Raw genomic sequence first — 25,844 nt, 5'->3', positions numbered from 1 at the left:
CCCGGCGTGCGTACGGACCCCGTACGACCCGTAGGGGATCGGGTCCGACCTGCGGGGGACCCAGGTTCGATCCCCAGGCCGATGTGTTCGGAATGTCCGTTTCGGATGATGGATGCATGACCGCCACCACCCTCACCCCAGCGACCACCGTCCCGCACCGCCTCGGCCTCGCCCTCCGCGCGATACGCGCCTTCGGCTCGGCCGCCGTCGGCGTCGTCCTGCTCGGCTCGTACACGGACGGGCAGGCGGCGGGGGTGCGCGACCCCCGCCCTGAGTACTCCCGCGCCCCCGAGTGAGTACGGCAGCCGTGCCGGCCCCGCCCGGCCGATGATGTGATCGGAGCATGACGACACCGCCGGACCCCACGTCCCCCTCCGTGCGAGCCCTGCGTGCCATGGCGTTCGGCGCGCTCGCCGTGCTCGTCCTGTGCGCCCTCCTGACCGCCGCCGCCGTCCTCCAGGACGCGATCGGGGGCGACGGCGTGAGCGGCGGCCTCGCCACCGCCGGCGGCTGGTCCCTCGCCGCCTCCGGCCTCTGCGCGCTCGTGGCGGCCGCGGCGCCCCGCGACGCGATGGCGTACCGGACCCGCGCGATCACCGTGACCGCCGCCTACGCCCTGGCGGTCCTCGGCCCGGTGCTCGCCGCACTGGACTAGGCCGTCTCCTTCGGATCAGGGCCGGACCGGATCAGGGCCGGACGGACCGGGGCGGCACGCGGCCGCCGGCCGCTCCACCGGCCGAGCGCAACCTTCGCCCGGCCTCGCAGGTCTCCTCTTCGCACCGCCTGCACCGCCTGTGCAATCGCCGCAGACGAACGAGGAGATCATGAAGAAGCCTTCCACCGGCCGCCGTCTCGCGCGGCTCGGTGCCTGTGCCGCTGCGGCGGGCCTGGTCACCGTCGGAGCGGTCGCCACGCCGGCCCTCGCCGACGGCGACCAGCTGTGGGTGACCGCGTCGCCGTGGCAGCTGGTGCTGCCCAAGGCGAGCGACACCGGGCCGCAGCCCGCGCCCACCACGCTCAACCTCAGCCTGTCCCACGACAACCCCGCCAACCAGGTCGTCGACGGCCTGCTCACCGTCGACGTCTCGGGCCTCGCCGGCATCGCCGAGGTCACCTGGCCGGAGAACTGCGCCCCGGCCGGCACCACCGCCGTCTGCTCCGTCCCCGAGGTCCCGGCCACCGGCAACGACAGTCCCCTCAAGGTGGCGGTGAAGGTCCGCGCCGCGGTCGGCGCGGCCGTCGGCGCGAGCGGACGGATCAGCTACCGGGCGACGGCCACGACGACGACCGGCGAGCAGCTCACGGCCGGCGAGAACTGGACCGACGTCCGGGTCGCCTCCGGCCCCGACCTCTCCGTCGCCCCTCTGGCCCCGGCCACCGGCGTCACGCCCGGCGCCACCGTCCCCGTGCCGGTCTCCGCCGTCAACAACGGCGACCGGCCCGTCAACGGCGTCCGGGTCACCTACTACGTGACCCGCGGTCTCACCCTGGGCGGTCTCGCGCCGCAGTGCGTCGGCGCCCCGGCCGGCAACGACGAGGGCCCGATCCACCCGGTCACCAAGGTCGACTGCGCGTACGACGACGTCGTCCAGCCCGGCGGAACGTTCACCCTGCCGTCACCGGTCACCGCCACCGTCGCCGCGTACGGGCTCCAGGAGCGCGTGGACGTCGGCGTGCAGCCGCTCGACGGCGCCGAGGACCTCCAGCCCGAGGACAACGGCGCGCTCAAGGCCGTCACCGTCACCAACACGGCCGACTTCGCGGTCCGCGGCGCCCGGCTGACCGCCGCGGCCGGCGAGACCGTCACCGCCGAGGTGACCTTCCGCAACCGCGGCCCGGCCTGGGTCGCCAACCTCGGCTCCGGCGACCCGGTCGGCCGCGTCGACGTGACGGTCCCGCGGGGCGCCACGGCCACCGCCGTACCGGACGCGTGCGAGCCGCGCACGGCGGACGGCGGCTGGTGGGAGGGCGAGGTGCGCACCGGCGCGCCGCGCTACGTGTGCAACCTGCCGATCTGGGTCGCCGAGAAGCAGACGGTGACCCTGCCGTTCCGGCTGCGCGTCGACACGGTCGTGACGGGCGCCAAGGGCGCGGTGGTGCTGGGGCCGCCGTACGGCACCGAGCCGCTGCCGTTCGACCCGAACCCCGCGAACGACAGGGCGAGGATCGTCCTGAACCCGGCGGCCTGACCGTCGTACGCGAGGGGCCCCGTCCGGGCACGGAAGCACGGACGGGGCCCCTCGTCGCGTCAGTCGTCGGCGGCCAGCAGCTCGCTCGCGTCGACGATCCGGTACGCGTAGCCCTGCTCGGCGAGGAAGCGCTGGCGGTGGGCGGCGAAGTCCTGGTCGATGGTGTCGCGGGCGACGACCGAGTAGAAGTGCGCCTGGTGGCCGTCGGCCTTGGGGCGCAGGACGCGGCCGAGGCGCTGGGCCTCCTCCTGGCGGGAACCGAAGGTGCCGGAGACCTGGATGGCGACGGTGGCCTCGGGCAGGTCGATGGAGAAGTTCGCGACCTTGGAGACCACGAGGACGCTGATCTCGCCGTTGCGGAAGGCGTCGAACAGCTTCTCGCGTTGCGCGTTCGAGGTCTCGCCCTTGATCACCGGGGCGTCCAGGTGCTCGCCGAGCTCGTCGAGCTGGTCGATGTACTGGCCGATGACCAGGATCTGCTGCCCCTCGAACTTCCGCACCAGGGCCTCGGTGACCTTCCGCTTGGTCGCGGTCGTCGCGCAGAAGCGGTACTTCTCCTCGGCCTCGGCCGTCGCGTACGCGAGCCGCTCCGAGTCGGTGAGGTCGACCCGCACCTCCACACAGTCGGCGGGCGCGATGTAGCCCTGCGCCTCGATCTCCTTCCACGGCGCGTCGAAGCGCTTGGGGCCGATGAGCGAGAACACGTCGGACTCGCGGCCGTCCTCGCGGACCAGGGTCGCGGTGAGCCCGAGCCGGCGGCGGGCCTGGAGGTCGGCGGTGAACTTGAAGACGGGCGCGGGCAGCAGGTGCACCTCGTCGTAGACGATCAGGCCCCAGTCGCGGGAGTCGAAGAGCTCCAGGTGCGGGTAGACGCCCTTCCGGCGGGTGGTGAGCACCTGGTACGTGGCGATGGTGACCGGCCGGATCTCCTTGCGGGTCCCGCTGTACTCGCCGATCTCGTCCTCGGTCAGCGAGGTCCGCCTGACCAGCTCGTTCTTCCACTGGCGGGCGGAGACGGTGTTGGTGACCAGGATCAGCGTGGTCGCCTTGGCCTGGGCCATCGCGCCGGCGCCGACCAGCGTCTTGCCGGCTCCGCAGGGCAGCACGACGACGCCGGAGCCGCCGTGCCAGAAGCCCTCGACGGCCTGCTGCTGGTACGGCCGCAGCGACCAGCCGTCCTCGGCCAGGTCGATCCGGTGCGCCTCGCCGTCCACGTAGCCGGCGAGGTCCTCGGCGGGCCAGCCCAGCTTCAGCAGGGTCTGCTTGATCTGGCCGCGCTCCGAGGGGTGCACGACCACGGTGTCCTCGTCGATCCGCTGCCCGACGAGCGGCTGCACCTTCTTCGAGCGCAGGATCTCCTCGAGGACGGGCCGGTCGGTGGTGGTGAGCACGAGCCCGTGCGTGGGGTGCTTGGACAGCGTCAGCCGTCCGTAGCGCGCCATCGTCTCGGCGACGTCCACGAGCAGCGCGTGCGGCACCGGGTACCGCGAGAACTCCACGAGCGCGTCCACGACCTGCTCGGCGTCGTGCCCGGCCGCCCGGGCGTTCCACAGGCCGAGCGGCGTCACCCGGTACGTGTGGATGTGCTCGGGCGCCCGCTCCAGCTCGGCGAAGGCCGCGATGGCCCGCCGACAGGCGTCGGCCTGCTCGTGGTCGACCTCCAGCAGGAGCGTTTTGTCGCTCTGGACGATCAGGCAGGACACACATACCTCCGCAGATAGGATCGTCGCGTGACAGACACCACACCTGCCACCGCTACGGCCCGGGCCTTGCCCCGTGCCCGTCGCCCGAAGGGCGTCTCAGCCAATGCGCCAGGAATGCGCGCGGCCATCTATGTCCGCCTTTCGCGGGAAACAGAAAACTCTACCTCGCCCGAGCGTCAGCGTGCGGCCTGTGAGGCACTGTGCGCGGCCCGTGGCTGGCAGGTCGTAGCCGTCGAGGAGGACGTCGACGTCTCGGGCTACTCGCGCGGCCTGGACCGTCCCGGGCTTCAGCGGATACTGGCCCGCCTCGCCGAGTTCGAGTGATCGTGTTCTTCAAGATCGACCGCTTGGCCCGGTCCACGGTGGACTTCGCGGAGATCATGAAGGTCACTCAGGCTGAGGGCGTGGCTCTCGCCTCCGCCAGTGAGCCGCTGGACCTCACGTCGTCCATGGGGCGCGCCATGGTGAAGGTGATCGCGGTCTTCGCCGAGCTGGAGTCCGACACGATCGGGATGAGCGTCTCAAGCGCCCATGAACCTGCGACGGGAGGGCCGCTATACGGGCGGCAGAGTGCCGTCGAGCAAGCCGAAGCGGGGTGGCGATGTGCCCGCAGTGAGGCTTTCTTCTGTCGGGTGGTTCGTGGCCCTACCCCAAGTACGGGGCGCCGCGATGTTCCAGGAAGTGCCGGATTCGCAGCCGCTGCGTGTGATGCATGGGAAGTGAATCGAGTTCTTCTGGCGCCACGAAGCGGAGTTCAGTGCTCTCGTCCGAGATGGCCAGAGCACCGCCGACGACCCGGGCTGTGAAGCAGACGTTGAACTGCCGGCGTACCTCTCCGTCGCTGTACGCGATGACATGGCGGGGGTCGGTGTATGTGCCGACGAGTCCCGTGATCTCGACGTCCAGTCCGGTCTCCTCCTTGACCTCTCGCACGGCCGTACCGGGGAGGGAGTCGTCTGTGTCCATGGCTCCGCCCGGGAGCGCCCACAAGTCGTTGTCCCGGCGCCGCTGGAGAAGTACGCGGCCATCCCCATCCGTGACGACGGCGGAGGCTGCCACGACCAGGCTGTTCGGCCGGGGGGCGTTGGGATCGTCGTAGTACTCGGTTCGGGCCACGGCGCTCAGCCTTCCACGGGGTGGGCCGTTTCCCATACGGCGTCGAAGCTTCCCGCGTAGGTGTCGAACATGCCCCCGTCGCCGTGGCGCCGGAGGTGCCACACGGGCGCGCCGTAGGCGTTGACGCCCCACACGTGTGCGTTCACCAGCATCTGGTCGTCGGCGCGGTACAGGCTGTTGTAGAGGGTCGTTCCGTGGGTGCGCAGCTCGATGCCCGGTACGTCCGCGAGGGGCCGGTAGTGCAGGAGTGCGAGACGGCAGCGGGATTCGATGCCGTGGCCGAATCTCTCTTCCCGCCCGCGCTGCTGGACGTTGGGGTCATCGGCGTCGCCCACGGCGATGCGGACCGCGCATCCGTCGTCGGCCCGTTCGCGCAGGAGGTCGTTGAGGCGAGGGTATGCCTCGTGCAGGAAGACGGCCGCGTACACCAGCACGTCGATTCGCTGGCGCGCCTGGGAGAGGAGGTCCACGAAGACCGACACAGGAAGGTCTGCCCGCTGCCCGTAGAGAGCGACCAGTTCGGAGCTGACAGCGCGTGCGGCACGCGCCTGTCGTAGTGCCGGCCACAGGGCGTGCACGTCCTCGCCCAATGCTTCCGCTGCCGCCAGCGCCGTTGCCCGGCGCGGGGTGCGCCCTAGATTGACCCACCGTTCCACGGACTTGGGGTCGACACCTGTGACGCCGGCCAAGGCCGCATGTGTCCAGCCTCCTGCCTCCATGACGGTTCGAAGTCGCTCGTTGGACATGCTGCGCCCCCTAGGCTTCGGACGTTCCCAGGGACGTTCTACACATGGTGGGACGTCCCAAAGTGGGAAACGTACGAGGTTCCTCCGTCCTGACGACCGGCCCGACCATCGCGCCATGAGTGAGCCCACGCGATACAGCGCTACACCTGTCGAACTGCCGCTGAACCTGGACCGGGAGCCGGAGGCTGTCCAGGGGTGCGCGGGTTGCGCCGAACTCGCCGCCGTGCGAAGCCGCGCCCGGGCCGTGGGCGACTGGACGACGGTGTCCGACTGCAACGTCTACTTGCGGCGGCACCCCGAAGGGCACTGATGGTCACCGCAGAGGACATCGGTCGACGTGTGGAAGACAGTGCCGGCCGGGTCGGCATTCTGCGTGATGTGATCCCGGACTACGTGGACCCCGCCGACCTGCCGGGTAAGCGTCGAGCGCGCCCGACGGCCTTCCTGTGGCCCGAGGGTGGAGGCCGTGAGTGGCTAGCCTCGCCCGACTGCGTGAAGCGCCCCTATTCGGCCCCGTCCGGCGACGGCGAGCAACACAGCCGGGCGGGGCCTTCCGCTGTGCTAGGCATGTGCATCCAGCTTGATCGCATGGCCGGACCGTCCTCGTCGGCCCGGCCCTCGTCGGCCCGCCCTCGTCGGCACCGCCCCGGTCGGTCCGCGCTCGTCAGCCCGCCGTCGTCCGCATCAGTGGGTTGTGGCCGATCGCGTTGTGGACCGTGAAGCTGACCGCGTCCGGGCGGTAGCGGTCGTCGGACCACTCGACGGGGCGGCCGTCGTGGGTCGTGGTGACGCGGCGGACGCGGAGGAGGGGGCTGGTGCGGCGGACGGCGAGGAGGGCGGCGTCCTGGGAGCCGGCGGAGATCGCGTCGATGACGTGCTCGCCGTGGGCGAAGACCAGGCCCGTGTCGTCGTAGAGGCGCTGGGTGACCGAGGCGCAGTCCGGGTCGACGGCCTCGACGGCCGGGGAGATCCAGTCGGCGTAGACGGTGCGCTCGACGAGGACCGGCTCGCCGTCGAGGCCGCGCAGCCGGAGCACGTTGAGGACGGGCGTGCCCTGGGGCAGGTGGAGACGGCCGGCGTCCTCGGCGGTGGCGGGGCGGTACTCCTGGGCGACGACGTGGCCCGTGGCCGTGCGGCCCATCGCCTGTGCCCACTGGGCGAAGCTGCGCAGCTCGGCGAAGCTCTGGCTGCGCCGCGGGGCCAGGACGACACGGCGGGCGCCCTGGCGTGAGCCGATCAGGCCCTCGGCGGTGAGGGCGGCGACGGCCTGGCGGACGGTGCCGCGGGAGACGCCGTACTGGGCGGCGAGCTCGGTCTCGGCCGGCAGCAGGGCGCCGACCGGGTACTCCTCGTGGTGGATCGCCCGCCGGAGCTCCGCGGCGATCTGCTCGTGGCGCGCGGTCATCGTTCCCCCTGGTCGCGTCCTCGGTTGTGCGCTGTGTTCTTACGCGCTGTGCGCAGGAACACCAGCGTAGTTGAGCATGTGGTGGCCGAAAAGCGCCGCCAATGTGCAGGGAATGGCGGGGATCCGTTCCGTCCTCGTTCACCTTCGCGTCACCGGCGCCGGGCGTACTGGGGCCGACTTGTTCAGACAAGTCGCACCCCCGACCCTCCCTGGAGAAGCCGTGCCCGTCCCCGCGCACCTCCCGAGAAACGCCGTCCTCGGCGGTTCCCTCGCCCTCGTCTCCGTCCTCGCCCTGACCGCCTGCGGCGCTGCCCCCGAGGCCGCCGGCGGTGGCGCGAACGGCGCCGCCACCGCCACCTCCGCCGCCGACCTCGGCGGCATGGACGCCCTGGTCGCGGCGGCCAGGAAGGAAGGCACGCTGCACGCCATCGCACTGCCCCGCGACTGGGCCAACTACGGCGCCGTCATCGACGGTTTCCAGAAGAAGTACGGCATCAAGGTCGAGGTCGAGAACCCGGACGCCTCCAGCCAGGACGAGATCAACGCCGTCACCTCCCGCAAGGGCCAGGACCGCGCGCCCGACGTCCTCGACCTCGGCAGCAGCTTCGCGCTCAGCGGCGCCCAGCAGGGCCTGTTCGCCCCGTACAAGGTGACCGCCTGGAACGACATCCCCGAGGGCCAGAAGGACCCGAAGGGCCGCTGGTACAACGACTACGGCGGCTACGTCTCCATCGGCTGCGACGCCAAGCGCGTCAAGAACTGCCCCACCACCTTCAAGGACCTCCTCAAGCCCGAGTACAAGGGCCAGGTCGCCCTCAACGGCAACCCCACCAAGTCCGGCTCCGCCTTCGGCGGCGTCTACGCGGCGGCCCTCGCCAACGGCGGCTCCTTCGACGACATCCAGCCCGGCCTCGACTTCTTCGCCGAGCTGAAGAAGAACGGCAACTACACGCCCGTCGAGTCCACGCCCGCCACGGTCGAGAAGGGCGAGACGCCCATCAGCATCGACTGGGACTACCTCAACGCCGGCTACGCCGAGGAGTTCCGGTCCAAGGGCCTGGACTGGAAGGTCGCCGTCCCCACCGACGGCCGCTACGCCATGTACTACTCGCAGGCGATCAACAAGGACGCCCCGCACCCGGCGGCCGCCCGCCTGTGGCAGGAGTACCTGTACAGCGCCGAGGGCCAGAACCTCTGGCTCAAGGGCTTCGCCCGGCCCGTCCTGATGCCCGCCCTCGAGAAGGCCGGCACCCTCGACGAGGACGCAGCGCTCAAGCTTCCCGCCGTCTCCGGCGTGCCGTCCTTCCCGGCCGAGGCCCAGCAGGCCAAGGCCAAGACGGTCCTCGCCCAGGGCTGGGGCAAGGCCGTCTCCGGATGACGGGCTCCGTTACGACGTCCGCCGCCGGGCCCCGGCACCCCGGTGCCGTCCGGGCGCGGCGGCGGCGTGTGCCCGGCTGGCTCGCCGCCGTCCCGCTGCTCGCGTTCACCGCGGTCGCCTTCGGCGTGCCCGCCGTCGCGATGCTCGGCGGCGCCCTGACCGTCGAGGACCCGGCCACCGGAGCCGGCGCGTACGGCACCGGGAACCTGACCGCCTCGCTCCAGGGCGCCTACCTCACCGCGCTCCTGGGCAGCGTCAAGCTCTCCGCGACCGCCGCCGGCCTCGCCGCCCTGCTCGGCCTGCCGCTCGCGCAGGCAGTCGTCGCCTCCCGTTCCCGCGCCCTGCGCGAGGCCGTGCTCACGGCCTCCGGCGTGCTCGCCAACTTCGGCGGCGTCCCGCTCGCCTTCGCGTTCGTCGCCACCCTGGGCAACGCGGGTGTCCTCACCCGGCACCTCGGCCTCGCCGAGCGGGGCTGGAGCCTTTACAGCTTCTGGGGCCTGGTGATCGTCTACCTGTACTTCCTGGTGCCGTTGATGGTCCTCACCATCACGCCCGCCCTCGACGGCCTGCGCACGCAGTGGCGCGAGGCCGCCCGCAACAACGGCGCCGGTGCCCTCCAGTACTGGCGGCACGTGGCCCTGCCCGTACTGCTGCCCAGTCTGCTCGGCGGGCTCGTGCTGCTCTTCGGCAGCGCGTTCGCCGCGTACGCCACCGCCGCCGCGATGGTCGGCAGCGCCGTCCCGCTCGTCACCCTGCAGATCTCCGACGCCCTCTCCGGCAACGTCCTCGTCGGCCAGGAGAACGTGGCCCTCGCCCTCAGCCTCGACATGGTCGTCGTCGCCGGGCTCGTCATGGCCGTCTATCTGCCCCTGCAACGCCGGAGCTCGCGATGGCTCGCCTGAACACGTCCGACAAGCTCTGGCGCCGGGCCGTCCTCGGCATCGCCGGGCTGTACTTCCTGCTGCCGCTCGCCGCCTCTGTCGTGTTCACCGTCGACGTGCCCGGCCGGGGCGTCACGTTCGACGCGTACACGAAGATCCTCGGCACCGAGGGCTTCGGCGGCAGCCTGCTGCTGTCCCTCGGCCTCGGCGCCGCGACGATCGCCGTCGTGCTGCTGCTCATGGTGCCCGCCACGGTCGCCCTGCGGCTCGGCGCGCCGCGGCTGCGGCCGGTCGTCGAGACCGTGTGCTCGCTGCCGCTGGTCGTGCCGCCCATCGCGTTCGTCGCCGGCATCGGCACCGTCCTGAAGTGGGGCCCCGAGCACCTCGCCCGCACGCCCCTCTTCCAGACCTTCGTGGCCCTGCAGAACCCCGGCTTCCCGCTGGTCCTCGTCCTCGCGTACGTGGTGATGGCGCTGCCGTTCGTGTACCGCTCGCTCGACGCCGGACTGCGCGCGGTCGACGTCCGCACCCTCGTCGAGGCCGCCCGCAGCTGCGGCGCCGGACGGGTCCAGGCCCTGGTCAGCGCCGTCCTGCCCAATCTGCGCGGCGCCCTGATGAACGCGGCCTTCCTCACCCTGGCCCTCGTCCTCGGCGAGTACACGGTCGCCCAGCTGCTCGGCTTCCGGCCGTTCGCCGTGTGGATCGTGAACGTCTCCGGCTCGCAGGCCCAGCTGTCCGTGGCCGTCTCCGTGCTCAGCCTCCTCGTCACCTGGCTGCTGCTCCTCGCCCTCGCCGGGGCCGGCGGGCGCCGCCCCCGTACCGCCAAGGAATGACCATGACCGTGACCACGACCGCGCCCGCGACCGACGGGGCCGCCACCGGCGCCGCGACCGTCGAGTTCCGCGGACTGCGCAGGCAGTTCGGGCCCACCACCGCGCTCGACGGGCTCGACCTGACCGTCGCGCCCGGCGAACTGCTCGCCCTGCTCGGCCCGTCCGGCTGCGGCAAGACCACCGCCCTGCGCATGCTCGCCGGCTTCGAGCACCCCGACTCCGGCGCGGTGCTCGTCGACGGCCTGGACGTCACCCAGGTGCCCGCGCACCGCCGTGACGCCGGCATGGTCTTCCAGTCGTACAGCCTCTTCCCGCACCTCGACGCCGTCGACAACGTCGCCTTCGGACTGCGCATGCGCAAGGTCGGCAAGGCCGAACGCAAGGCGCGCGCCGCCGAGTTGCTGGAGCTCGTCGGCCTCGCCGACAAGGGCGGCCGCTACCCCCACCAGCTCTCCGGCGGCCAGCAGCAGCGCGTCGCGCTCGCCCGCGCGCTCGCCCTGCGCCCGCGCGTCCTGCTCCTCGACGAGCCGCTGTCCGCGCTCGACGCCAAGGTGCGGCTCACCCTGCGCGAGGAGATCCGCCGCATCCAGCGCGAACTCGGCATCACCACGCTCTTCGTGACGCACGATCAGGAGGAGGCGCTGTCCATGGCCGACCGGGTCGCCGTGATGCGCGCGGGCCGGCTGGAGCAGTGCGCGCCGCCCGCAGAGCTGTACGGCCGGCCGGCGACCGCGTTCGTCGCCGAGTTCGTCGGCACGATGAGCCGGATTCCCGGACACCTCGACGGCAGCACCGTCGAGGTGCTCGGGGGCCGCCTCCCGGTGGACGGCGAGCCGCCCGCGGCGCGCGAGGTCGACGTGCTCGTACGGCCCGAGGACCTGCGGGTCACGACGGACGGGGCGTGCGCGGCCCGGATCGTCGCGACGGCCTTCCTCGGCGCCACCACCCGCCTCACCGTACGGCTCGCCGACGCCACCGAGGTCAAGGCGGACCTGCCCACCCACGAGGCCGCCGCGTTCGCCGCCGGTGACGCGGTGACGGTGACGCTGCGGGAACGCCCCGTCCTCGTCGCCGCACGCCAGTAGCAGAGGAGAAAGTGACCCACGTGACCCCCGGACCCCCGCACCGCCCCCTCCACGCCGTCCTGTTCGACATGGACGGCACGCTCGTCGACACCGAGGGCCTGTGGTGGGAGGCGGTGGAGCAGGTCGCGGGCCGCCCGCTGACCGAGGCCGACCGGCCGGACGTCCTCGGCCGCCCGGTCGAACACACCGCGGCGTGGCTGGCAGCGGCGACGGCCGGGAACACCGCCGCGCCGACGGCCGGGCCGGCCGTGGAGCCGACGGCCGGGCTCACCGCCACCCTGGCGGCCGAGCTGCATCGGCAGTTCGCCGACCGGGTCCGCGCCGGAGTCGTCCCGCGCCCCGGCGCGCTCGGCCTGCTGACCGCGCTGGCCGGTGCGGGCGTCCCCACCGCCCTCGTCACCGCCTCGCCGCGGACCGTCGCCGACACCGTGCTCGCGGCGCTGGCGGCCCTGGGCGCGCCCGCGTTCGCGGCGACGGTCACCGCCGACGACACGGCACGCACCAAGCCCGAACCCGACCCCTACCTCGCCGCCTGCCGGGCCCTCGCCGTCGACCCCGCGCACTGCGTCGCCGTCGAGGACACCCCGACGGGCGTCGCCTCGGCGGAGGCGGCGGGCTGCGCGGTCCTGGCGGTGCCGTCGCTGGCCCCGATCGCGCCGGCCCCGGGCCGGACCGTGGTGGCCGGGCTGACGGGCGTCACGCCGGAGGAGCTGCGAGCGATCGCACGCCCGATGCCGGTGGGGTCTGCCAGGCTGAAGACGACTGACCGCTGAGAGGGAGGTGGCGAGAGGAGCGTCGCGCACGATCCGCATCACGGGCCCTGGACGACAGAGCAGGTGCTTGCTCTGGGGGAGGACCGTGGTCAGCGTCGTGAATTGATCGGGGAAGCGCTCGTGATGTCACCGGCTCCGGGAACGAAGCACCAGCGAGCGTCGCTTCGGCCGGCATCCTTGCTGGACCGCACCGTCCAGGAAGCGGGCGTCTCGGCCGAGGTCCTCGAGGCAGTGCATCTTGTCCTGCCCGATGGGCTCTTCATCCCCGACATCGTCGTGGTCGAGGCATCCGCAGCCGCGGACGATCCGATCACGTACGACGCCGAGGCCGTCCTCCTCGTCGTCGAGATCGTCTCGCCCTCGTCCTCCGGCCGCCGCACCGACCGGCTGCTCAAGCCTCCGTACTACGCGGAGGCGAACATCGAGCACCTCTGGCGCCTCGAACTGGAGCCGGTTCCCGCTCTGGTCGTCTCGGAGCTGCGCGACGGGCGCTACGTCGAGCGGCTCGTGGCCGAGGCGGGCCGGGAGACGTCCATCGAGGAGCCGTTCCCGCTCAAGGTCGACCCGGGCCGGCTGGTGAGCCCGCGGGCCTGACCCGACTGCCCGCAGGCCTGACCCCGCACGGCGCGGAGGCCAGGCCCTATACGCCCTACACGTGGTCCTCGTCCGCCAGTTCCGCCACGCCCGTGATCCGGTGCAGCGGGTACGTGCGGACCTCGTCGGCCGTGTGGTCGTAGCCGGTGACGAAGCCGCCCTCGACGCGGACCGGGGCGATCACGCGCTGGCTCGCGCCGCCCTCCGCGTTGACGTAGCCGATCCAGACGGCCGAGCCGGTGAGGGCGGCGGCCTGGACGGTGGCCAGGGTCTCGGCGGGGGAGGTGCGGGGGAGTTCGCCGGCGGCGAGGGCGGAGGACGGCTCCTTGCGGACCACCGTCGCCGCGCGGTCGCCCGCGCGGATCGCCCTGACCGCGGCCTTCAGCAGCGTCGCGTCCGGGGTCGGCGGCCCCTCCGGGACCGGCGCCGGGGCGGTGCGGGGCGGGGTGCGGTAGGCGTCGGCGCGGGTGATCAGGACGTCGCCCTCGGCGGACTCGGCGGCCGGCGCGTATCCCATCGCCCGCAGCCCCTCCAGGAGCCCGGCCGGGTCCGCCTGCGCGGCGAGGACCGTCGGCGCGAGCCTGCGCAGCCCGAGCGCCGCGGCGCGCCGGTCGGCGAGGATCTCGCCGAGCACGGTGTCGTCGTCGCAGCGCACGTACGCGGACGCGGCACCCACCCGCAGGTGCCCGTGCTTCCTGGCCACGTCGTCGATGAGGTACGCGAGCGGCTGCGGAACGGGCGTGCGCGAGTGCGCGGTCAGGAAGTCCTGCAGGTCGGACGCGCTGCGTCCGGCGTCCAGGGCGCGGCGTACGGACGCGGGCGTGAAGCGGTAGACCGTCGCGCCGCCCTTCGACTCCACGTCGGCGAGCACGGACAGCGTGTCGGCGAGCGGGCGGCGCAGCGGGCCGGGCGCGACCGCCGTCAGGTCGGCCTGGAGCAGCACGTGGTCGACGGTCTCCGGCAGCAGCGGCGCGAGCAGCGTCGCCGCCCGCGAGGCCGCGACGGAAGGCTCGCAGTCGTGCCCCTCGAGCGCGTCCGCAGGAGCGGCCTCGGCGAGCGGCAGGTTGAGCAGCGCGCGGGCGGGCGAGGCGAGCGCCCCGCGCCCGGTGACGCCCAGCAGTTCGGCCTCGTCGAGCGTCCACACGGCGATCTGCTCGCGCAGGTCGGCGAGCGGGCCGCCGCTCCGCAGCGGCCGGTCCCAGCGCAGCCGGGCCAGCAGCGTCTCGCGGTCGGCGGCGGCGCCCGGCGGCAGCGTCGCCTGGAGCGCGAGGACCCGGCGGCGCACCTCCGGGGCCTGCGCGCGGTCGAGGCCCGGTCCGAGGGCGGACAGGGTGCGTCCCTTGCCGTCCTGGGTGCCGACGACGCCCGGGGTGCGGGTGGCGGTGAGCCAGGTGCCGGCGAGCAGCGCCCAGCGTTCGGCGGGCGGCAGGTCGAGCCAGTCGTCGTACGCGGGCGTCGGCGCGTACCGCTCGTCCGCCTCGCCGTCCGAGGCGAGCAGCCCGGCCCCGTGCACCAGCTCCAGCCAGAACGCGGCCAGCGGCTCCGGCACGTCGAGCGCGGCGGCGGTCCGCTTCAGGTCCCGCACGGCCAGGCCGCCGGCCCGCAGCACCGGCGGGCCGCCCTGGTCCCAGGACTTCAGCAGCTCCTCGACGGTCGCGAGCGCCGTGTACGCCTGGCCGGCCGCCGCGTTGTCCACGACCTGTGGACGGTAGTCGCGGGCCGCCACGACCTCCGGCGCGCGCGGCTCCGGCGCCCGGTGCGCCCGCCCGCCGCGCAGGTGCAGGGCCGCCTCGCGCGGCAGCACCACCGTCCGGGTGGAGACCGGCAGCAGCAGGCCCCGGTCGCGCAGCCAGCGCACCGGCGGCGCCGGATCGGCCGTGACCTCTCCGTACGGCGGGCCCCACACCAGCCGGTCGAGGACGGCGAGCGCGTCGGGCGGCGCGGTGTCGAGCAGCGCCGCCATCCTCGTACGGTCCGTGAACAGCTCGGTCAGCGCCGCGACCGCCGACACCGGGTCGTGCGTCGGGGGCAGCCCGGCCGTCGCGATGATCTCCTGGAGCCGGCCCGGCGACATCCCCGCCGTCGCCTCCGCGACGGACGGTCCGAGCCCGGTGGGCGAGGGGTGCTGCGGCGAGGGCGCGAGCAGCTCGCGGGCGGTCCGCACCAGCCGCAGCCGCTCGTCGTCGCCCCACACCAGGGCCTGCTCGCGCAGCACCGTCACCGCGCGCGGCAGCGCCGCCTCGATCTCGGCGCCGTCGTGGCCGTCGTCGCCGGTGAGCAGGGCGAGGAGTACGGGGTACGGGGCGGGGTCCGGGGCCACGGCGAGCGCTTCGGCCGTCTGGAGCGCGAAGCGGTCGAGCCGCTCCAGGGCCCGGACCACGGAGCCGCGCGTGCCGGCCCGGGTGGCGAGCTGCGTCAGGTCGTTCGGGACGGGCGACAGCAGGTCCGGGCGGGCGCGCAGCAGCGCGGCCAGCGCCTCGTCGCCGCCGGCGCGCAGCGCCTCCGCGAGCGTGCGCGGCACGGCGCCGGTGCCGGCCGTCGCGCCGTCGACGCCAGTTCCTTCGGGCACGTGCGCCTCCCGGTCGAGCTCACCGATCCCCATCCGCACCACGTTAGCCCCTGCGCAGGCGCTACCGTCGTGCCGTGGGGAACGAGAACGACCGCTTGGTCTTCGACTATCTGAGCCGGGTGGGCGATCTGGCGCAGCAGCGTCAGGTCCCGGCGGCGGAGCGCCGCGAGCTGGTGACGGGCCTGCGCGACGAGATCGAACGCCGGCGCGAGGTGAAGGGCGAGGCGGTGCCGGGCATCCTCGACGCCCTCGGTACGCCGGACGAGGTCGTGGGCCGGGTGTCCCCGACGCCCCCTTCGGCACCCCCGTCCCCGGCGTCGCCGTCGGCGGCCGCGCTCCGGCCCCGCCCCGACCCCGCGACTCCTGCCTCCGCCGTCCCCGAGCCGCGTGCGGCGGACTGGTGGCACGACGAGTCCACGGACACCGGCGCGGTGCCCGGCTTCGTCGGCGGCGTGGAGATCCCGGAGCTGCTGAAGCCCCCGCCCGCGGAGGACGACGAGGCCGAGGCCGAGGACGCGCCCGGGGACGCGCCCGAGGACGCGACGGACGAGGAGGCCCCGCCGGGCCGTACCGCCCGCCTGCGCGGCCTGCGCCTGGGCAGTCCGCTGCTCCTGGCCGCCGCCGTGCTCCTCCTCGTCGGCGCCGCCGTCGGCTCCCTCGTCCCGCTCGCCGCCGGCTGGCTCCTCGCCTACGCCTCCCGCGAGCGCCGCGCCGCCGTCCTCGTCCTGCCCGGCGCGGTGGCCGCCGCCGGCGCGGTCTGGCTCTGGGGCCGCGTCGAGGGCCGCTGGGGCGACCCGGTGGCCCCGGGCGGCGAGGCCATGGGCGCCGCCGTCTCCGCCACCTGGCCGTGGACGCTGCGCGCGGCGGCGATCGCGTCGGCGTTGTTCCTGCTGTGGCGGTCGCGAAGGCGGTGAAATCCCGGGGGCGGCGCGGGGCGGCACCCGGGTCCGGCCGTCACGCAGGTGGAACCGCCCCGTCGGAGTACACCTCGGCGGGGGCGTCCGCTTCCCACGGCGCACCCGGTACCACCAGCGGTGAGCCCGTCACCGGGTCCGGGACGACCACCGACTCCAGGCCGAAGACCTCGCGTACGAGACCGGCGGTGACGACCTCGCCGGGTGCGCCCTCGGCGACCACGCGGCCGGACTTCATGGCCACCAGGTGGTCGGCGTAGCGGGCGGCCTGGTTCAGGTCGTGGAGGACGACGACGACCGTGCGCCCGCGGGCGCGGTTGAGGCGGCGGACCAGGTCGAGGACCTCGACCTGGTGGGCGATGTCCAGGTAGGTGGTCGGCTCGTCGAGGAGCAGCAGGTCCGTCTCCTGGGCGAGTGCCATGGCGATCCACACCCGCTGGCGCTGGCCGCCGGACAGCTCGTCCACCGACCGGTGGGACAGCGCGCTCACGTCCGTACGCTCCATGGCGTCGACGACGGCCCGCTCGTCCTCCTCCGACCACTGCTTCCACCACGCCTGGTGCGGCTGCCGGCCGCGAGCCACCAGGTCGGCGACCGTGATGGCCTCCGGTGCGACGGGGGTCTGCGGCAGCAGGCCGATCTTCTGGGCGATCCGCTTCGTCGGGACCTTCGCCAGCTCCTCGCCGTCGAGCAGGACCGCCCCGCCCCTGGGCCGCAGCAGGCGGCCGAGGGCCCGCAGGGTGGTCGACTTGCCGCACGCGTTCGGCCCGACGATGACGGTCACCTTGCCGTCGGGGATCGCCAGGTCCAGCTCGTGGACGACGGTCCGCTCCTCGTACGCGAGCGTCAGCTCCCGCGTCCTCAGCCTGCTCAACGACTGCCTCCCACTCCACGGCTGCGCACGATCAGCCAGATCAGGTACGGGGCGCCGACCGCCGCCGTCAGGACGCCCACCGGCAGTTCGGTGGGCGCGAAGAGCCGCCTGCCGAGCACGTCGGCGACGACCACGACCAGCGCGCCGAGGAGCGCCGAGCACAGCAGCGGGATCTGCGCCGTGCGGGTGACGCGGCGGGCGATCTGCGGGGCCAGGAGGGCGACGAAGTCGACCGGGCCGGCCACGCCCGTCGCGACCGACGCCAGGACCACGCCCACGGTCACCAGACCGAGCCGCACCCGCCCGAGGCGTACGCCGAGCGCCGTCGCCGTGTCGTCGTCGAGCGACACCGTCCGCTGCGCCCGCGCCGCCCACAGCACCGCGGGCAGCATCAGGAGGAGCGTCCAGCGCAGTGGCGCCGACTCGTCCCAGCCGCGCCCGTTGAGGGAGCCGGTCATCCAGATCTGGGCCTGCTGGGCGACCAGGTAGTCGCCCTTCGTCATGAACAGGTGGGTGAGGGAGCGCAGGGCGATGGCGAAGCCGATGCCGATGAGCACGAAGCGGGTCGCGTGCAGTCCGCCGCGCCACGCGAACACGTACACCAGCCCGGCGGCGAGGAGGCCGCCGGCGATCGACACGTACGGGATGACGCTGTACGAGGCGAGGCCGAAGGTCATCGCGGCGACGGTCACGGCGCCCGCGCCCTGGCTGATGCCGATGACGTCGGGGCTGGCGAGCGGGTTGCGGGCGACGGTCTGGATGAGCGCGCCCGCGATCCCGAACGCGGCGCCGACCATCAGGCCGGTCGTCAGCCGTGGCAGCCGCAGCTCCTCGACGACGAAGGACGTGCCGCCGCCGACGAGCACGTCGAGCACCTCGCCCGGCGCGACGAACCGCTCGCCGACGCACAGGGACGCGACCGAGGCGGCGGCCAGGAGGAGGACGAGGCCGGCGGCGGCCAGCGCGGAGCGCCGGTGCACGAGGAAGGAAGCGCGCCCGGCGCGGACGAGGGCGTAGCCGTACGGGCGGACCCGGCCCGCGGGGGCGGTGGTCGTCGTGGACGTGGTCGCCGTCATGCCGGCACCGCCTTCCGCCGCACCAGCGTCACCAGGAACGGCACGCCGATCAGCGCCGTCATCACGCCCGCCGGGACCTCGCCCGGCGGGAACAGGATCCGGCCGAGCACGTCCGACACGAGCAGCATCACCGGGCCGATGAGCGCCGCCATCGGCAGCACCCAGCGGTGGTCGGAGCCGACGACCGCGCGGGCGATGTGCGGCACGGCGAGGCCGACGAAGGCGATCGGCCCGGCGGCGGCGACTCCCGCGCCGGTCAGCACGGTCGCGCCGACGCCTCCGACGATGCGTACGGTCGCCACGCGCTGTCCGAGGCCCTTGGCGACGTCCTCGCCGAGCGCGAGCGCGTCGAGCCCGCGCGCCACGGCGACCACGAGGACCGCGCCGACCAGCAGGAAGGGCCAGATCTGGCCCACGATGTGGGCGTCCCGGCCGTCGAGCGAGCCGATCTGCCAGAACCGGAACTCGTCGAGCGCCGAGGCCTTCGTCGTCAGCACGCCGGTCGTCACCGACAGCAGCAGCGCGTTGATCGCGGCGCCGCCGAGTGCCAGCTTCACCGGTGTCGCCCCGCCCCGGCCGCTGGACGCGACGGCGTACACGGCGACGGAGGCGAGCGCGGCGCCCGCGAAGGCGAACCACACGTAGCCGGTGAGGGTGTGCACCCCGGCGAAGGCGATGGCGAGGACGACGCCGACCGAGGCGCCCTGGCTGATGCCGAGGATGCCGGGGTCGGCGATCGGGTTGCGGGTGATGCCCTGCAGCGCGGTGCCGGCGAGGGCGAGCGCCGCGCCGACCATGAGGCCGATCAGCGTGCGCGGCACGCGGAGCTGCCGGACGACCTCCGCGTCGTCGCCGGTGGCGCCGTGCAGCAGCGCGTCGAGGACGGTGGCGGGCGGAACGGCCCGGGCGCCGACCGCGAGGCTGAGCAGGATCGCGAGGAGCAGGGCGACGACGGCCGCCGTGGTCGCGGCGACGCGCCGCGCGGCGCGTCGGGAGCGTGTGGCGGACATGGACACCCATCGGAGGTACGGGCAGGTGGTTCGGTAAGGCTTCGCTAAGCGGAATGGCCTCGTCAGTCTAGACAGAGCCGTTTTCGCCCTCACGGGCACAATGGCCCCCATGCGATCCACACTGCCGCCGACCGTCGGCTTCGACCTCGACATGACGCTCATCGACTCCCGGCCCGGGATCCGGGCGGCCTACGTGGCGCTCACCGCCGAGACCGGTGTCGCCATCGACGCCGATCTGGCCGTTTCGCGGCTGGGGCCGCCGCTGGAGCGGGAGATAGCCGAGTGGTTCCCGGCGGAGCAGGTCGAGGAGATGGTGGCGCGCTACCGCGCGCTCTACCCGGCGTACGCCATCGAGCCCAGCCTGCCGCTGCCCGGCGCGCGGGATGCGATTCAGGCCGTTCGCGAGGCGGGCGGCCGGACGATCGTGGTCACCGCCAAGAACGAGCCGCACGCCAAGCTGCACCTGTCCCACCTCGGCATCGAGCCCGACGCCGTCATCGGCGGCCTGTGGGCGGAGGGCAAGGCGGAGGCGCTGCGGGAGCACGGCGCCGGGGTGTACGTCGGCGACCACGTGGGCGACGTGCGGGGCGCGGCCACCGCGGGCGCCCTGTCGGTGGCCGTGGCCACCGGTCCGTGCGCCCCGGAGGAGCTGCGGGCGGCCGGCGCGGACGTGGTCCTCGCCGACCTGACGGACTTCCGGCCCTGGTGGGAGGGCTACCGGGGCTGAGCGGCCGCCGCCTGCACGGCCCGCGCCCGGCGGCGCCCGGCGGCGATCGAGCGGAGGACGCCCGCTCCGGCGATCAGGAAGCCGACGCCCATGAGCATCGACACCAGGTAGGCGACCGTCGGGAACGGGTCGGTTCCGAGGAAGAGCGGAGCCACCGTGACCAGGGTCGCGATCGCGCCGACGATGAAGACGATCGCACCGGCGCGCACGAGGCCGTCACCGGGAGCACTGTCGTCCGACGGGGCCGAAGGGGTTTCATCACGCATTCGGCCAGGGTAGTTCCCAGGCCGGAGGGAACGGACCGGGGACGTCTTGTCACCGGGCCTCAGCCCATTAGCCTTGGTGCCGGCGGGTCTCGGTGACCCGCTGTATCTCTTTCCGTAGCCGGGATCCCGGCGCACCCATCGAGTACGAGGACGAGGAACGGACGTGCCTACCGGCAAGGTCAAATGGTTCAACAGCGAGAAGGGCTTCGGCTTTCTCTCCCGCGACGACGGCGGTGACGTCTTCGTGCACTCGTCGGTGCTCCCCGCCGGAGTCGACGCCCTGAAGCCGGGGCAGCGCGTGGAGTTCGGCGTGGTCGCCGGCCAGCGCGGCGACCAGGCGCTCTCCGTCACGGTCCTCGACCCGACCCCGTCCGTCGCCGCGGCGCAGCGCCGTAAGCCCGACGAACTGGCGTCCATCGTGCAGGACCTCACCACGCTCCTGGAGAACATCACGCCGATGCTGGAGCGCGGCCGCTACCCCGACAAGGTCCACGGCAAGAAGATCGCGGGCCTGCTGCGGGCGGTGGCGGACCAGCTCGACGTCTGACCCTTACGGGAAACGCAGCGCGTCGGGGCCGAGGGGCGGTACGAGTCCCTCGGCCGCGGCGCGCGTGAGCAGCCCGCGCACCGCCGCGTAACCGGTCTCGCCGAGGTCGGCGGTGAACTCGTTGACGTAGAGACCGATGTGCTGATCGGCCACCTTCGGGTCCATCTCCTGCGCGTGCTCGAGTACGTACGGGCGGGAGACGGACGGGTCGTCCCAGGCCATCCTGACCGATGCCCGTGCCGACTCGGCGAGCAGTCGCAGCATGTCCTCGCCCAGCGAGCGCCGTGCGACGATCGCGCCGAGCGGGATCGGCAGGCCGGTGGTGTGCTCCCAGTGCTCGCCCATGTCGGCGAGCGCGTGCAGACCGTAGTTCCGGTACGTGAAGCGGGCCTCGTGGATGACGAGCCCGGCGTCCACCTTGCCGTCGCGGACGGCCGGCATGATCTCGTGGAACGGCAGGACGACGACCTCGCCGACGCCTCCCGGGACCATGTCCGCGGCCCACAGCCGGAACAGCAGATAGGCCGTCGAACGCTCGCTCGGCACCGCGACCGTCTTCCCGGCGAGGTCCGCCGGGCCGCCGGCCGTGGGGAGGGTCAGGACCAGGGGGCCGCAGCCGCGGCCCAGGGCGCCGCCGCAGGGCAGCAGCGCGTACTCGTCGAGGATCCACGGCAGGACGGCGTACGAGACCTTCAGGACGTCGTGCCGGGCGTCACCGCGCTCGGCCCACCCGTTGGTCAGGTCGATGTCCGCGAAGGTCACGTCGAGCCGCGGCGCGCCCGGGACCCGGTCGTGCGCCCAGGCGTCGAAGACGAAGGTGTCGTTCGGGCAGGGCGAGTAGGCGATCTTCAGCTTGGGCACGACGAGGACTCCTCCGGCTCCACGAACAGGGTCTGGCCGACCAGCTGGAAGGCGTGCCGCAGCGCGGCCAGGGCCTCGCCGATCCGCCAGGCGGCGCGGTCGCGCGGGCCGACGGCGTTCGACACGGCCCGGATCTCGACGACGGGCACGCCGTACGCGGCGGCGGCCTCCGCCACGCCGAAGCCCTCCATCGCCTCGGCGGCGGCGCCGGGATGACGCCCCGCCAGTTCGGCCGCCCGGCCGGCGGTGCCGGTCACGGTCGACACGGTGAGCACCGGTCCGACGACGTGCCGCAGTCCGCCGTCCGCGAGCGCCTCGGCGACGGCCCCGGCCAGTCCGGGCGCCACCGGGTGGGCCGACCGCCCGAAGCCGAGCTCTTCGACGGCCAGGTAGCCGTCCGGCGTCTGCGCGCCGAGATCGGCCGCGACGACGGCGTCGGACACGACGACGGTCCCGATGGGCGCGTGCGGGAGGAAACCGCCGGCGATCCCGGCGGAGACGACGAGGTCGTACGGGTGTGCGAGCGCCGTCGCGTGCGCGAGGGCCGTCGAGGTCGCGGCGGCGGCGGCCGCGGGGCCCACGCCCGCGACGAGGACGTCGACGACCGGGCCGTCGACGGCGGGGTGCGTCGCCGGGCCGGTGTGGCGGCGCAGCACGTAACCGCCGGGCAGCGGCGACGTGCCCGCGCCCGGCCAGGGGATCGCGAGGCCGCCGGCGACGGAGTCCGCCTCCGCCGCCACGGCCGTCACGACGAGGGTCCGGCGGGTCAGGAGTCCTTCTTCTTCAGCTCGAAGGACCAGATGCCGGTCACCTTCTTGTTCTCGGCATCGCTCTCGACGATGGTGACCTGGGTCTTGTCCGTGGACTCACCCATCTGGCTGGCGAAGAACGCGCTGGCCGGGATGGTCCGGTAGGTCTTCTTGAACGGCTCCGGCTCGGCGTTCGTGCCGTTCAGGAAGATCGTCCAGCCCTTCTCGGCGATCTCCGGGTCGACGCCGAAGCGGATCTTGTCGGAGGGGTCGACGGAGATCGACTTGCCGGCCTTCTTGTTGAGGCAGGCCGTGATCTCCTTGTCGGGCAGGGCGTCGCCGTCGTTGTAGCAGGCGGCCTCGGAGTTCACCGACGAGGACCCGACCGTCACGGTCGCGAGCGGGGTCGGCTTGTCGCAGGCGGAGAGGACGAGGAGCCCGGCGGAGACGGCCCCGAGGGCCACGGCGGCCCGGCGGCGCTTACGGGTCAGGAACGCAACGGTCATGGGCCGAAGGCTATCGGGCCGCCGCGCCCACGCCACGCGGGGGTACGGCGTGCCGCGTCCGGGCTACGCCGCCCGGGCCCCCGGCCGCCGCCCGGCCGCTTCCCGGCGGGCCGGACGGGCCCAGGGCCGTCCGGCGGATCAGGGCCGGACGGGCCTACGCCGCCTTCGCCTTCTGCGGGCCGCCCCGCCCCTTGGGCTGGCGGCGGGCCGCCGCCAGCAGACCCGGTACCGACAGCGACGCGCCCAGGGCCAGGATGCCCGCGGCCACCGACATGCCCACCGTGCCGTTCAGCGGCAGGGAGATGCCGATGGCGCCGCCCACCACCCAGGCCATCTGGAGTGCCGTCTCCGAACGGGCGAAGGCCGAGGTCCGGACGGACTCCGGCACGTCGCGCTGGATCAGCGCGTCGAGCGACAGCTTCGACAGCGCCTGGGTCAGGCCGGCCACCGCGCCGAGCACGGCCACCATCAGGCCGCCGAAGAAGACCGCCGCGCAGATCGCCGCACCCAGGACGGTCGTCACCATCGTGGCGATGATCACTTCGGGCCCGTGGCCCCGTTCCTTCAGGAGCGAGCCGACCGCCGTGCCGCACGCGTTGCCGACGCCCGCCGCCACCGCCACCATGCCGAGCGACACCGCCGCGCTCTGCCCCGGCAGCGGGTGCACCCGCAGCAGGAACGCCAGGAAGAAGATCAGGAAACCCGACAGCATCCGTTGCGAGGCGTTCGCCTGGAGGCCGTGCAGGACGGCCGGTCCGACCGTCCGCAGGCTCGGCTTCTTCTCGCCGTGGGTCAGCAGGTGGGCCCGCCGCTCACCCTTCGCCGAGTCCACCTTGTGCGGCATCCGCAGCGCCCAGTACGTGCCGAGCAGGAACAGCACGGACGCCCCGTACAGCGGCCAGCCCGGGCCGATCTGCTGGAGGCCCGCCCCGATCGGCGCGGCGATCCCGGTGGCGAGCAGGCCGGCCAGCGTCACCCGCGAGTTCGCCTTCACCAGGGAGAAGTTCGGTGGGAGCAGTCGTGGCACGACGGCGCTGCGCACCACGCCGTACGCCTTGGAGGCGACGAGCACCCCGAGCGCCGCCGGGTACAGCTGGATCCCCCCGGTGGCGACCGCGCCCGACATGAGGAGGGCGAGCACCGCCCGGGTGAGCATCGCGGCCGCCATGGCCGCGCGGCGGCCGTGCGGGATGCGGTCGAGGAGCGGACCGATGACGGGCGCGAGGAGGGTGAAGGGCAGCATCGTGATGCCGAGGTAGAGCGCGACCCGGCCGCGGGCCTCGTCGGTGGGCACCGAGAAGAAGACGGTGGAGGCGAGGGCGACGGTGATCATGACGTCGCCGGCGCCGTTGACGGCGTGCAGCTCGATCAGTTTTCCGAGCCCCGACTCGCCCGCGCCGTGCGCATGGGTGGCTTTTCTGATGCCCTTGGCGGTCCCCGTGAAGGGCAGGTGCAGGGCGCGGCCGACCTTCCGGCCCGCTCGGCTGAGCGGCCCGGCATGATCGTGGGATCGTGCGGAAGACCGTGCGGCTGCCACTCCGTCATAGTGCCCCACGCGCAGGTCGTACGAACCGTTGGCGGGGCCCGCGAGCCGTCTCCGGAGGGGTGCCGCGGTCCGCGATGCGGGCCACTTGGGGCGCGCAGGTGGGCTGAGCGCTGCGAACGGGGTAGCGTGCGTAGCGCGCCACCGGCGGATGTTCTCGGCCGCGCGCCTCTTCGGCATCCCGCAGAATGGATGACGATAGGTGTGCCCGAGACGCGCGAGAAGCACGCGAGACTCGTCGGGCGTGGACGTCGATGCGGCCCTCTGGTCCGCTCCGTACCACCGCCCGGGACGTCGCTCCCGCTCGCTCCCGCTCCTCGGCCGGCGCACCCGTGAGACGGCGTAGGAGAGAAGCGAGACCTGTGAGTGCTGCGACGACGCGAAGCCGTACCCCGCGTACCCCGCGAGCCACGCGTACCCCCGACCGTCTGTGCGTTGAGGCGGTAGACCTCGCCAGGGAGGCGGCCGAGGAGGCCGCCGCGCCCGGCGTCGTCGGGGAGCACGTCGAGGTCGTCGCCGAGGGTGACCGGGTCGTCACGCACTTCTTCGAGTGCAAGGAACCCGGCTACCGGGGCTGGCGCTGGGCGGTCACCGTCACCCGGGCCTCCCGCGCCAAGAACGTCACGCTCGACGAAACCGTCCTGCTGCCCGGCTCCGACGCGCTCCTCGCGCCCGAGTGGGTGCCGTGGAGCGAGCGGCTGCGGCCCGGCGACATGGGCCCCGGGGACCTGCTGCCCACCGAGCAGGACGACCTGCGCCTGGAGCCCGGCTGGTCGGGCGAGGACGCCCCGCCGCCGAACTCCGTCGTCTCCGAGGAGATGGAGGACCACCTCGACGAGGAGGACGCCGAGCTCACCTCGCGCACCCCGTCGCGCGGCGCCATCGCGGCGGTCGCCGAGGAGCTCGGCATGCGCCGCGCCCGGGTGCTGTCCCGCTACGGCCTGCACATCGCCGCGGACCGCTGGGACGAGGCCTTCGGAGCGAAGACCCCGATGGCCCAGGCGGCGCCCGCGAGCTGCCAGTCCTGCGCCTTCCTGGTGCCGATCGCCGGCTCCCTGAAGCAGGCCTTCGGCGTGTGCGCGAACGAGTTCTCCCCGGCCGACGGCCGCGTCGTCTCCCTCTCGTACGGCTGCGGCGGCCACTCCGAGGCCGCGGTCATGCCGAAGCCCCCGCGCCCGGCCCCGCCGGTCCTCGACTCGATGGCCGCCGACGAGTTCCCCCTCCGCCCGGCGAAGGACTCCGGGTCGACGACGGAACCGGACGCGTCGGAGGACCTGGGCCACTCGTAGGGCACTGGACCGGGCGCTCGTAGGGCCCGGGCAGGCCGCTCGTCGGGTCCGGGCCGGCCGTTCGTGCGGCCTGGGTCGGCCGTTCGTGCGGCCCTGGCCACTCAGGACCGGGCCGGCCGCTCGTAGAGCTTTGGCCGGCCGCCGTCGAGCCCGGCCGGCCGCTCGTGCGGCCCTGGCCGCCACTCGTAGGACCCGGGCCGGCCGCTCGTC

The 25,844-nt window shown here is 73.8% G+C and carries 26 protein-coding genes and 2 pseudogenes; 15 read left to right on the top strand and 13 right to left on the bottom strand.

The window, feature by feature from the left end; genetic code table 11:
• The first annotated feature begins 116 nt into the window (after nucleotides 1-116).
• From ACFY8W_RS11815 to ACFY8W_RS11805, 3 genes are all read left to right on the top strand, one after another.
• A complete protein-coding gene (locus ACFY8W_RS11815; protein ID WP_391103314.1) occupies nucleotides 117-296 on the top strand; it encodes a hypothetical protein in 180 nt (59 codons plus the stop codon).
• 47 nt (nucleotides 297-343) lie between these two features.
• Nucleotides 344-655 carry a hypothetical protein gene (locus ACFY8W_RS11810; protein WP_391103311.1) on the top strand — a complete coding sequence of 104 codons (312 nt, stop codon included), beginning with the start codon at nucleotides 344-346 and terminating at the stop codon, nucleotides 653-655.
• Nucleotides 656-824: 169 nt separating this feature from the next.
• Entirely contained in the window at nucleotides 825-2,189 is a 1,365-nt protein-coding gene (locus ACFY8W_RS11805; protein ID WP_391103310.1) for a hypothetical protein, read from the top strand.
• A gap of 59 nt (nucleotides 2,190-2,248) precedes the next feature.
• On the opposite strand, the gene ACFY8W_RS11800 is transcribed toward ACFY8W_RS11805, so the two are convergent.
• Entirely contained in the window at nucleotides 2,249-3,892 is a 1,644-nt protein-coding gene (locus tag ACFY8W_RS11800; protein WP_391103308.1) for a DNA repair helicase XPB, read from the bottom strand.
• 114 nt (nucleotides 3,893-4,006) lie between these two features.
• On the opposite strand from ACFY8W_RS11800, the pseudogene ACFY8W_RS11795 reads away from it, so the two are divergent.
• Nucleotides 4,007-4,365: pseudogene (locus ACFY8W_RS11795) on the top strand (recombinase family protein); the annotation flags it as partial.
• A 172-nt stretch (nucleotides 4,366-4,537) separates the two neighbouring features.
• Here ACFY8W_RS11795 and ACFY8W_RS11790 read toward each other — a convergent pair.
• Nucleotides 4,538-5,008, bottom strand: coding sequence for an NUDIX domain-containing protein (locus tag ACFY8W_RS11790; protein WP_391103306.1), 471 nt, complete (start codon nucleotides 5,006-5,008; stop codon nucleotides 4,538-4,540).
• A gap of 5 nt (nucleotides 5,009-5,013) precedes the next feature.
• Nucleotides 5,014-5,754, bottom strand: coding sequence for a helix-turn-helix domain-containing protein (locus ACFY8W_RS11785; protein WP_391103304.1), 741 nt, complete (start codon nucleotides 5,752-5,754; stop codon nucleotides 5,014-5,016).
• Nucleotides 5,755-5,869: 115 nt separating this feature from the next.
• Here ACFY8W_RS11785 and ACFY8W_RS11780 point away from each other — a divergent pair, with 115 nt between their 5' ends.
• Nucleotides 5,870-6,064 (top strand): hypothetical protein, encoded by a 195-nt coding sequence (locus tag ACFY8W_RS11780; RefSeq protein ID WP_391103302.1) that lies wholly within the window; start codon nucleotides 5,870-5,872, stop codon nucleotides 6,062-6,064.
• Nucleotides 6,065-6,418: 354 nt separating this feature from the next.
• On the opposite strand, the gene ACFY8W_RS11775 is transcribed toward ACFY8W_RS11780, so the two are convergent.
• Complete coding sequence (locus ACFY8W_RS11775; protein WP_391103300.1) at nucleotides 6,419-7,159, bottom strand: UTRA domain-containing protein; 741 nt, start codon at nucleotides 7,157-7,159, stop codon at nucleotides 6,419-6,421.
• Nucleotides 7,160-7,379: 220 nt separating this feature from the next.
• Between ACFY8W_RS11775 and ACFY8W_RS11770 the strand changes: the two genes are divergently transcribed.
• The 6 genes and pseudogenes from ACFY8W_RS11770 (at nucleotide 7,380) to ACFY8W_RS11745 (ending at nucleotide 12,703) form a co-directional block, all read left to right on the top strand.
• Nucleotides 7,380-8,537 carry an extracellular solute-binding protein gene (locus ACFY8W_RS11770; RefSeq protein WP_391103297.1) on the top strand — a complete coding sequence of 386 codons (1,158 nt, stop codon included), beginning with the start codon at nucleotides 7,380-7,382 and terminating at the stop codon, nucleotides 8,535-8,537.
• A complete protein-coding gene (locus ACFY8W_RS11765) occupies nucleotides 8,534-9,439 on the top strand; it encodes an ABC transporter permease subunit (RefSeq protein WP_391103294.1) in 906 nt (301 codons plus the stop codon). Before ACFY8W_RS11770 ends, ACFY8W_RS11765 begins: the two co-directional genes overlap by 4 nt.
• Entirely contained in the window at nucleotides 9,427-10,251 is an 825-nt protein-coding gene (locus tag ACFY8W_RS11760; RefSeq protein ID WP_391103292.1) for an ABC transporter permease subunit, read from the top strand. Before ACFY8W_RS11765 ends, ACFY8W_RS11760 begins: the two co-directional genes overlap by 13 nt.
• A 2-nt stretch (nucleotides 10,252-10,253) precedes the next feature.
• On the top strand, nucleotides 10,254-11,336 hold the full coding sequence (locus tag ACFY8W_RS11755) for an ATP-binding cassette domain-containing protein (RefSeq protein ID WP_391103290.1): 1,083 nt from the start codon (nucleotides 10,254-10,256) through the stop codon (nucleotides 11,334-11,336).
• Between the two features lie 20 nt (nucleotides 11,337-11,356).
• A pseudogene (locus ACFY8W_RS11750) lies at nucleotides 11,357-12,058 on the top strand (HAD family hydrolase); the annotation flags it as partial.
• A 114-nt stretch (nucleotides 12,059-12,172) separates the two neighbouring features.
• A complete protein-coding gene (locus ACFY8W_RS11745) occupies nucleotides 12,173-12,703 on the top strand; it encodes a Uma2 family endonuclease (RefSeq protein ID WP_391103287.1) in 531 nt (176 codons plus the stop codon).
• Nucleotides 12,704-12,758: 55 nt separating this feature from the next.
• Here ACFY8W_RS11745 and ACFY8W_RS11740 read toward each other — a convergent pair whose 3' ends face one another.
• Nucleotides 12,759-15,305, bottom strand: coding sequence for a helicase-associated domain-containing protein (locus ACFY8W_RS11740; RefSeq protein WP_391103284.1), 2,547 nt, complete (start codon nucleotides 15,303-15,305; stop codon nucleotides 12,759-12,761).
• A gap of 41 nt (nucleotides 15,306-15,346) precedes the next feature.
• Between ACFY8W_RS11740 and ACFY8W_RS11735 the strand changes: the two genes are divergently transcribed.
• Nucleotides 15,347-16,186, top strand: coding sequence for a hypothetical protein (locus tag ACFY8W_RS11735; RefSeq protein WP_391103282.1), 840 nt, complete (start codon nucleotides 15,347-15,349; stop codon nucleotides 16,184-16,186).
• Between the two features lie 40 nt (nucleotides 16,187-16,226).
• Here ACFY8W_RS11735 and ACFY8W_RS11730 read toward each other — a convergent pair whose 3' ends face one another.
• Genes ACFY8W_RS11730 through ACFY8W_RS11720 form a run of 3 tightly spaced genes read right to left on the bottom strand, consistent with a single transcriptional unit; the run spans nucleotide 16,227 to nucleotide 19,146 of the window.
• Nucleotides 16,227-17,060: an ATP-binding cassette domain-containing protein gene (locus ACFY8W_RS11730; RefSeq protein ID WP_391103279.1), complete on the bottom strand. Its 834-nt coding sequence runs from the start codon at nucleotides 17,058-17,060 to the stop codon at nucleotides 16,227-16,229.
• Nucleotides 17,057-18,136: an iron chelate uptake ABC transporter family permease subunit gene (locus ACFY8W_RS11725; RefSeq protein ID WP_391103276.1), complete on the bottom strand. Its 1,080-nt coding sequence runs from the start codon at nucleotides 18,134-18,136 to the stop codon at nucleotides 17,057-17,059. Before ACFY8W_RS11725 ends, ACFY8W_RS11730 begins: the two co-directional genes overlap by 4 nt.
• Nucleotides 18,133-19,146 (bottom strand): iron chelate uptake ABC transporter family permease subunit, encoded by a 1,014-nt coding sequence (locus ACFY8W_RS11720; protein ID WP_391103274.1) that lies wholly within the window; start codon nucleotides 19,144-19,146, stop codon nucleotides 18,133-18,135. The genes ACFY8W_RS11725 and ACFY8W_RS11720 overlap by 4 nt, the downstream gene beginning before the upstream one ends.
• A gap of 109 nt (nucleotides 19,147-19,255) precedes the next feature.
• Between ACFY8W_RS11720 and ACFY8W_RS11715 the strand changes: the two genes are divergently transcribed.
• Complete coding sequence (locus tag ACFY8W_RS11715) at nucleotides 19,256-19,873, top strand: haloacid dehalogenase-like hydrolase (protein ID WP_391103272.1); 618 nt, start codon at nucleotides 19,256-19,258, stop codon at nucleotides 19,871-19,873.
• On the opposite strand, the gene ACFY8W_RS11710 is transcribed toward ACFY8W_RS11715, so the two are convergent.
• Nucleotides 19,861-20,139: a hypothetical protein gene (locus ACFY8W_RS11710; RefSeq protein ID WP_391103270.1), complete on the bottom strand. Its 279-nt coding sequence runs from the start codon at nucleotides 20,137-20,139 to the stop codon at nucleotides 19,861-19,863. The two genes, ACFY8W_RS11715 and ACFY8W_RS11710, sit on opposite strands and share 13 nt — an antisense overlap.
• A 163-nt stretch (nucleotides 20,140-20,302) precedes the next feature.
• Here ACFY8W_RS11710 and ACFY8W_RS11705 point away from each other — a divergent pair, with 163 nt between their 5' ends.
• Nucleotides 20,303-20,686 (top strand): cold-shock protein, encoded by a 384-nt coding sequence (locus tag ACFY8W_RS11705; RefSeq protein WP_031073201.1) that lies wholly within the window; start codon nucleotides 20,303-20,305, stop codon nucleotides 20,684-20,686.
• Nucleotides 20,687-20,689: 3 nt separating this feature from the next.
• On the opposite strand, the gene ACFY8W_RS11700 is transcribed toward ACFY8W_RS11705, so the two are convergent.
• The 4 genes from ACFY8W_RS11700 to ACFY8W_RS11685 all read right to left on the bottom strand — a co-directional run bounded on the left by ACFY8W_RS11700 (nucleotide 20,690) and on the right by ACFY8W_RS11685 (nucleotide 24,339).
• Nucleotides 20,690-21,547, bottom strand: a complete 858-nt coding sequence (locus ACFY8W_RS11700; protein ID WP_391103268.1) for an MqnA/MqnD/SBP family protein — start codon at nucleotides 21,545-21,547, stop codon at nucleotides 20,690-20,692.
• Nucleotides 21,535-22,317, bottom strand: a complete 783-nt coding sequence (locus ACFY8W_RS11695) for a futalosine hydrolase (protein ID WP_391103893.1) — start codon at nucleotides 22,315-22,317, stop codon at nucleotides 21,535-21,537. The genes ACFY8W_RS11700 and ACFY8W_RS11695 overlap by 13 nt, the downstream gene beginning before the upstream one ends.
• Entirely contained in the window at nucleotides 22,314-22,802 is a 489-nt protein-coding gene (locus tag ACFY8W_RS11690; protein ID WP_391103266.1) for a DUF2771 domain-containing protein, read from the bottom strand. The genes ACFY8W_RS11695 and ACFY8W_RS11690 overlap by 4 nt, the downstream gene beginning before the upstream one ends.
• Nucleotides 22,803-22,956: 154 nt before the next feature.
• The gene (locus ACFY8W_RS11685; RefSeq protein ID WP_391103264.1) at nucleotides 22,957-24,339 is read right to left on the bottom strand and encodes an MFS transporter; all 1,383 of its coding nucleotides are present in this window, start codon (nucleotides 24,337-24,339) and stop codon (nucleotides 22,957-22,959) included.
• Between the two features lie 368 nt (nucleotides 24,340-24,707).
• Between ACFY8W_RS11685 and ACFY8W_RS11680 the strand changes: the two genes are divergently transcribed.
• Nucleotides 24,708-25,634, top strand: a complete 927-nt coding sequence (locus ACFY8W_RS11680; RefSeq protein ID WP_391103262.1) for a DUF3027 domain-containing protein — start codon at nucleotides 24,708-24,710, stop codon at nucleotides 25,632-25,634.
• Nucleotides 25,635-25,844 lie beyond the last annotated feature (210 nt).

The sequence above is a fragment of the Streptomyces sp. NPDC012637 genome (assembly GCF_042954805.1).
GTDB lineage: Bacteria > Actinomycetota > Actinomycetes > Streptomycetales > Streptomycetaceae > Streptomyces.
This window is presented reverse-complemented; position numbering and strand designations above follow the sequence as displayed.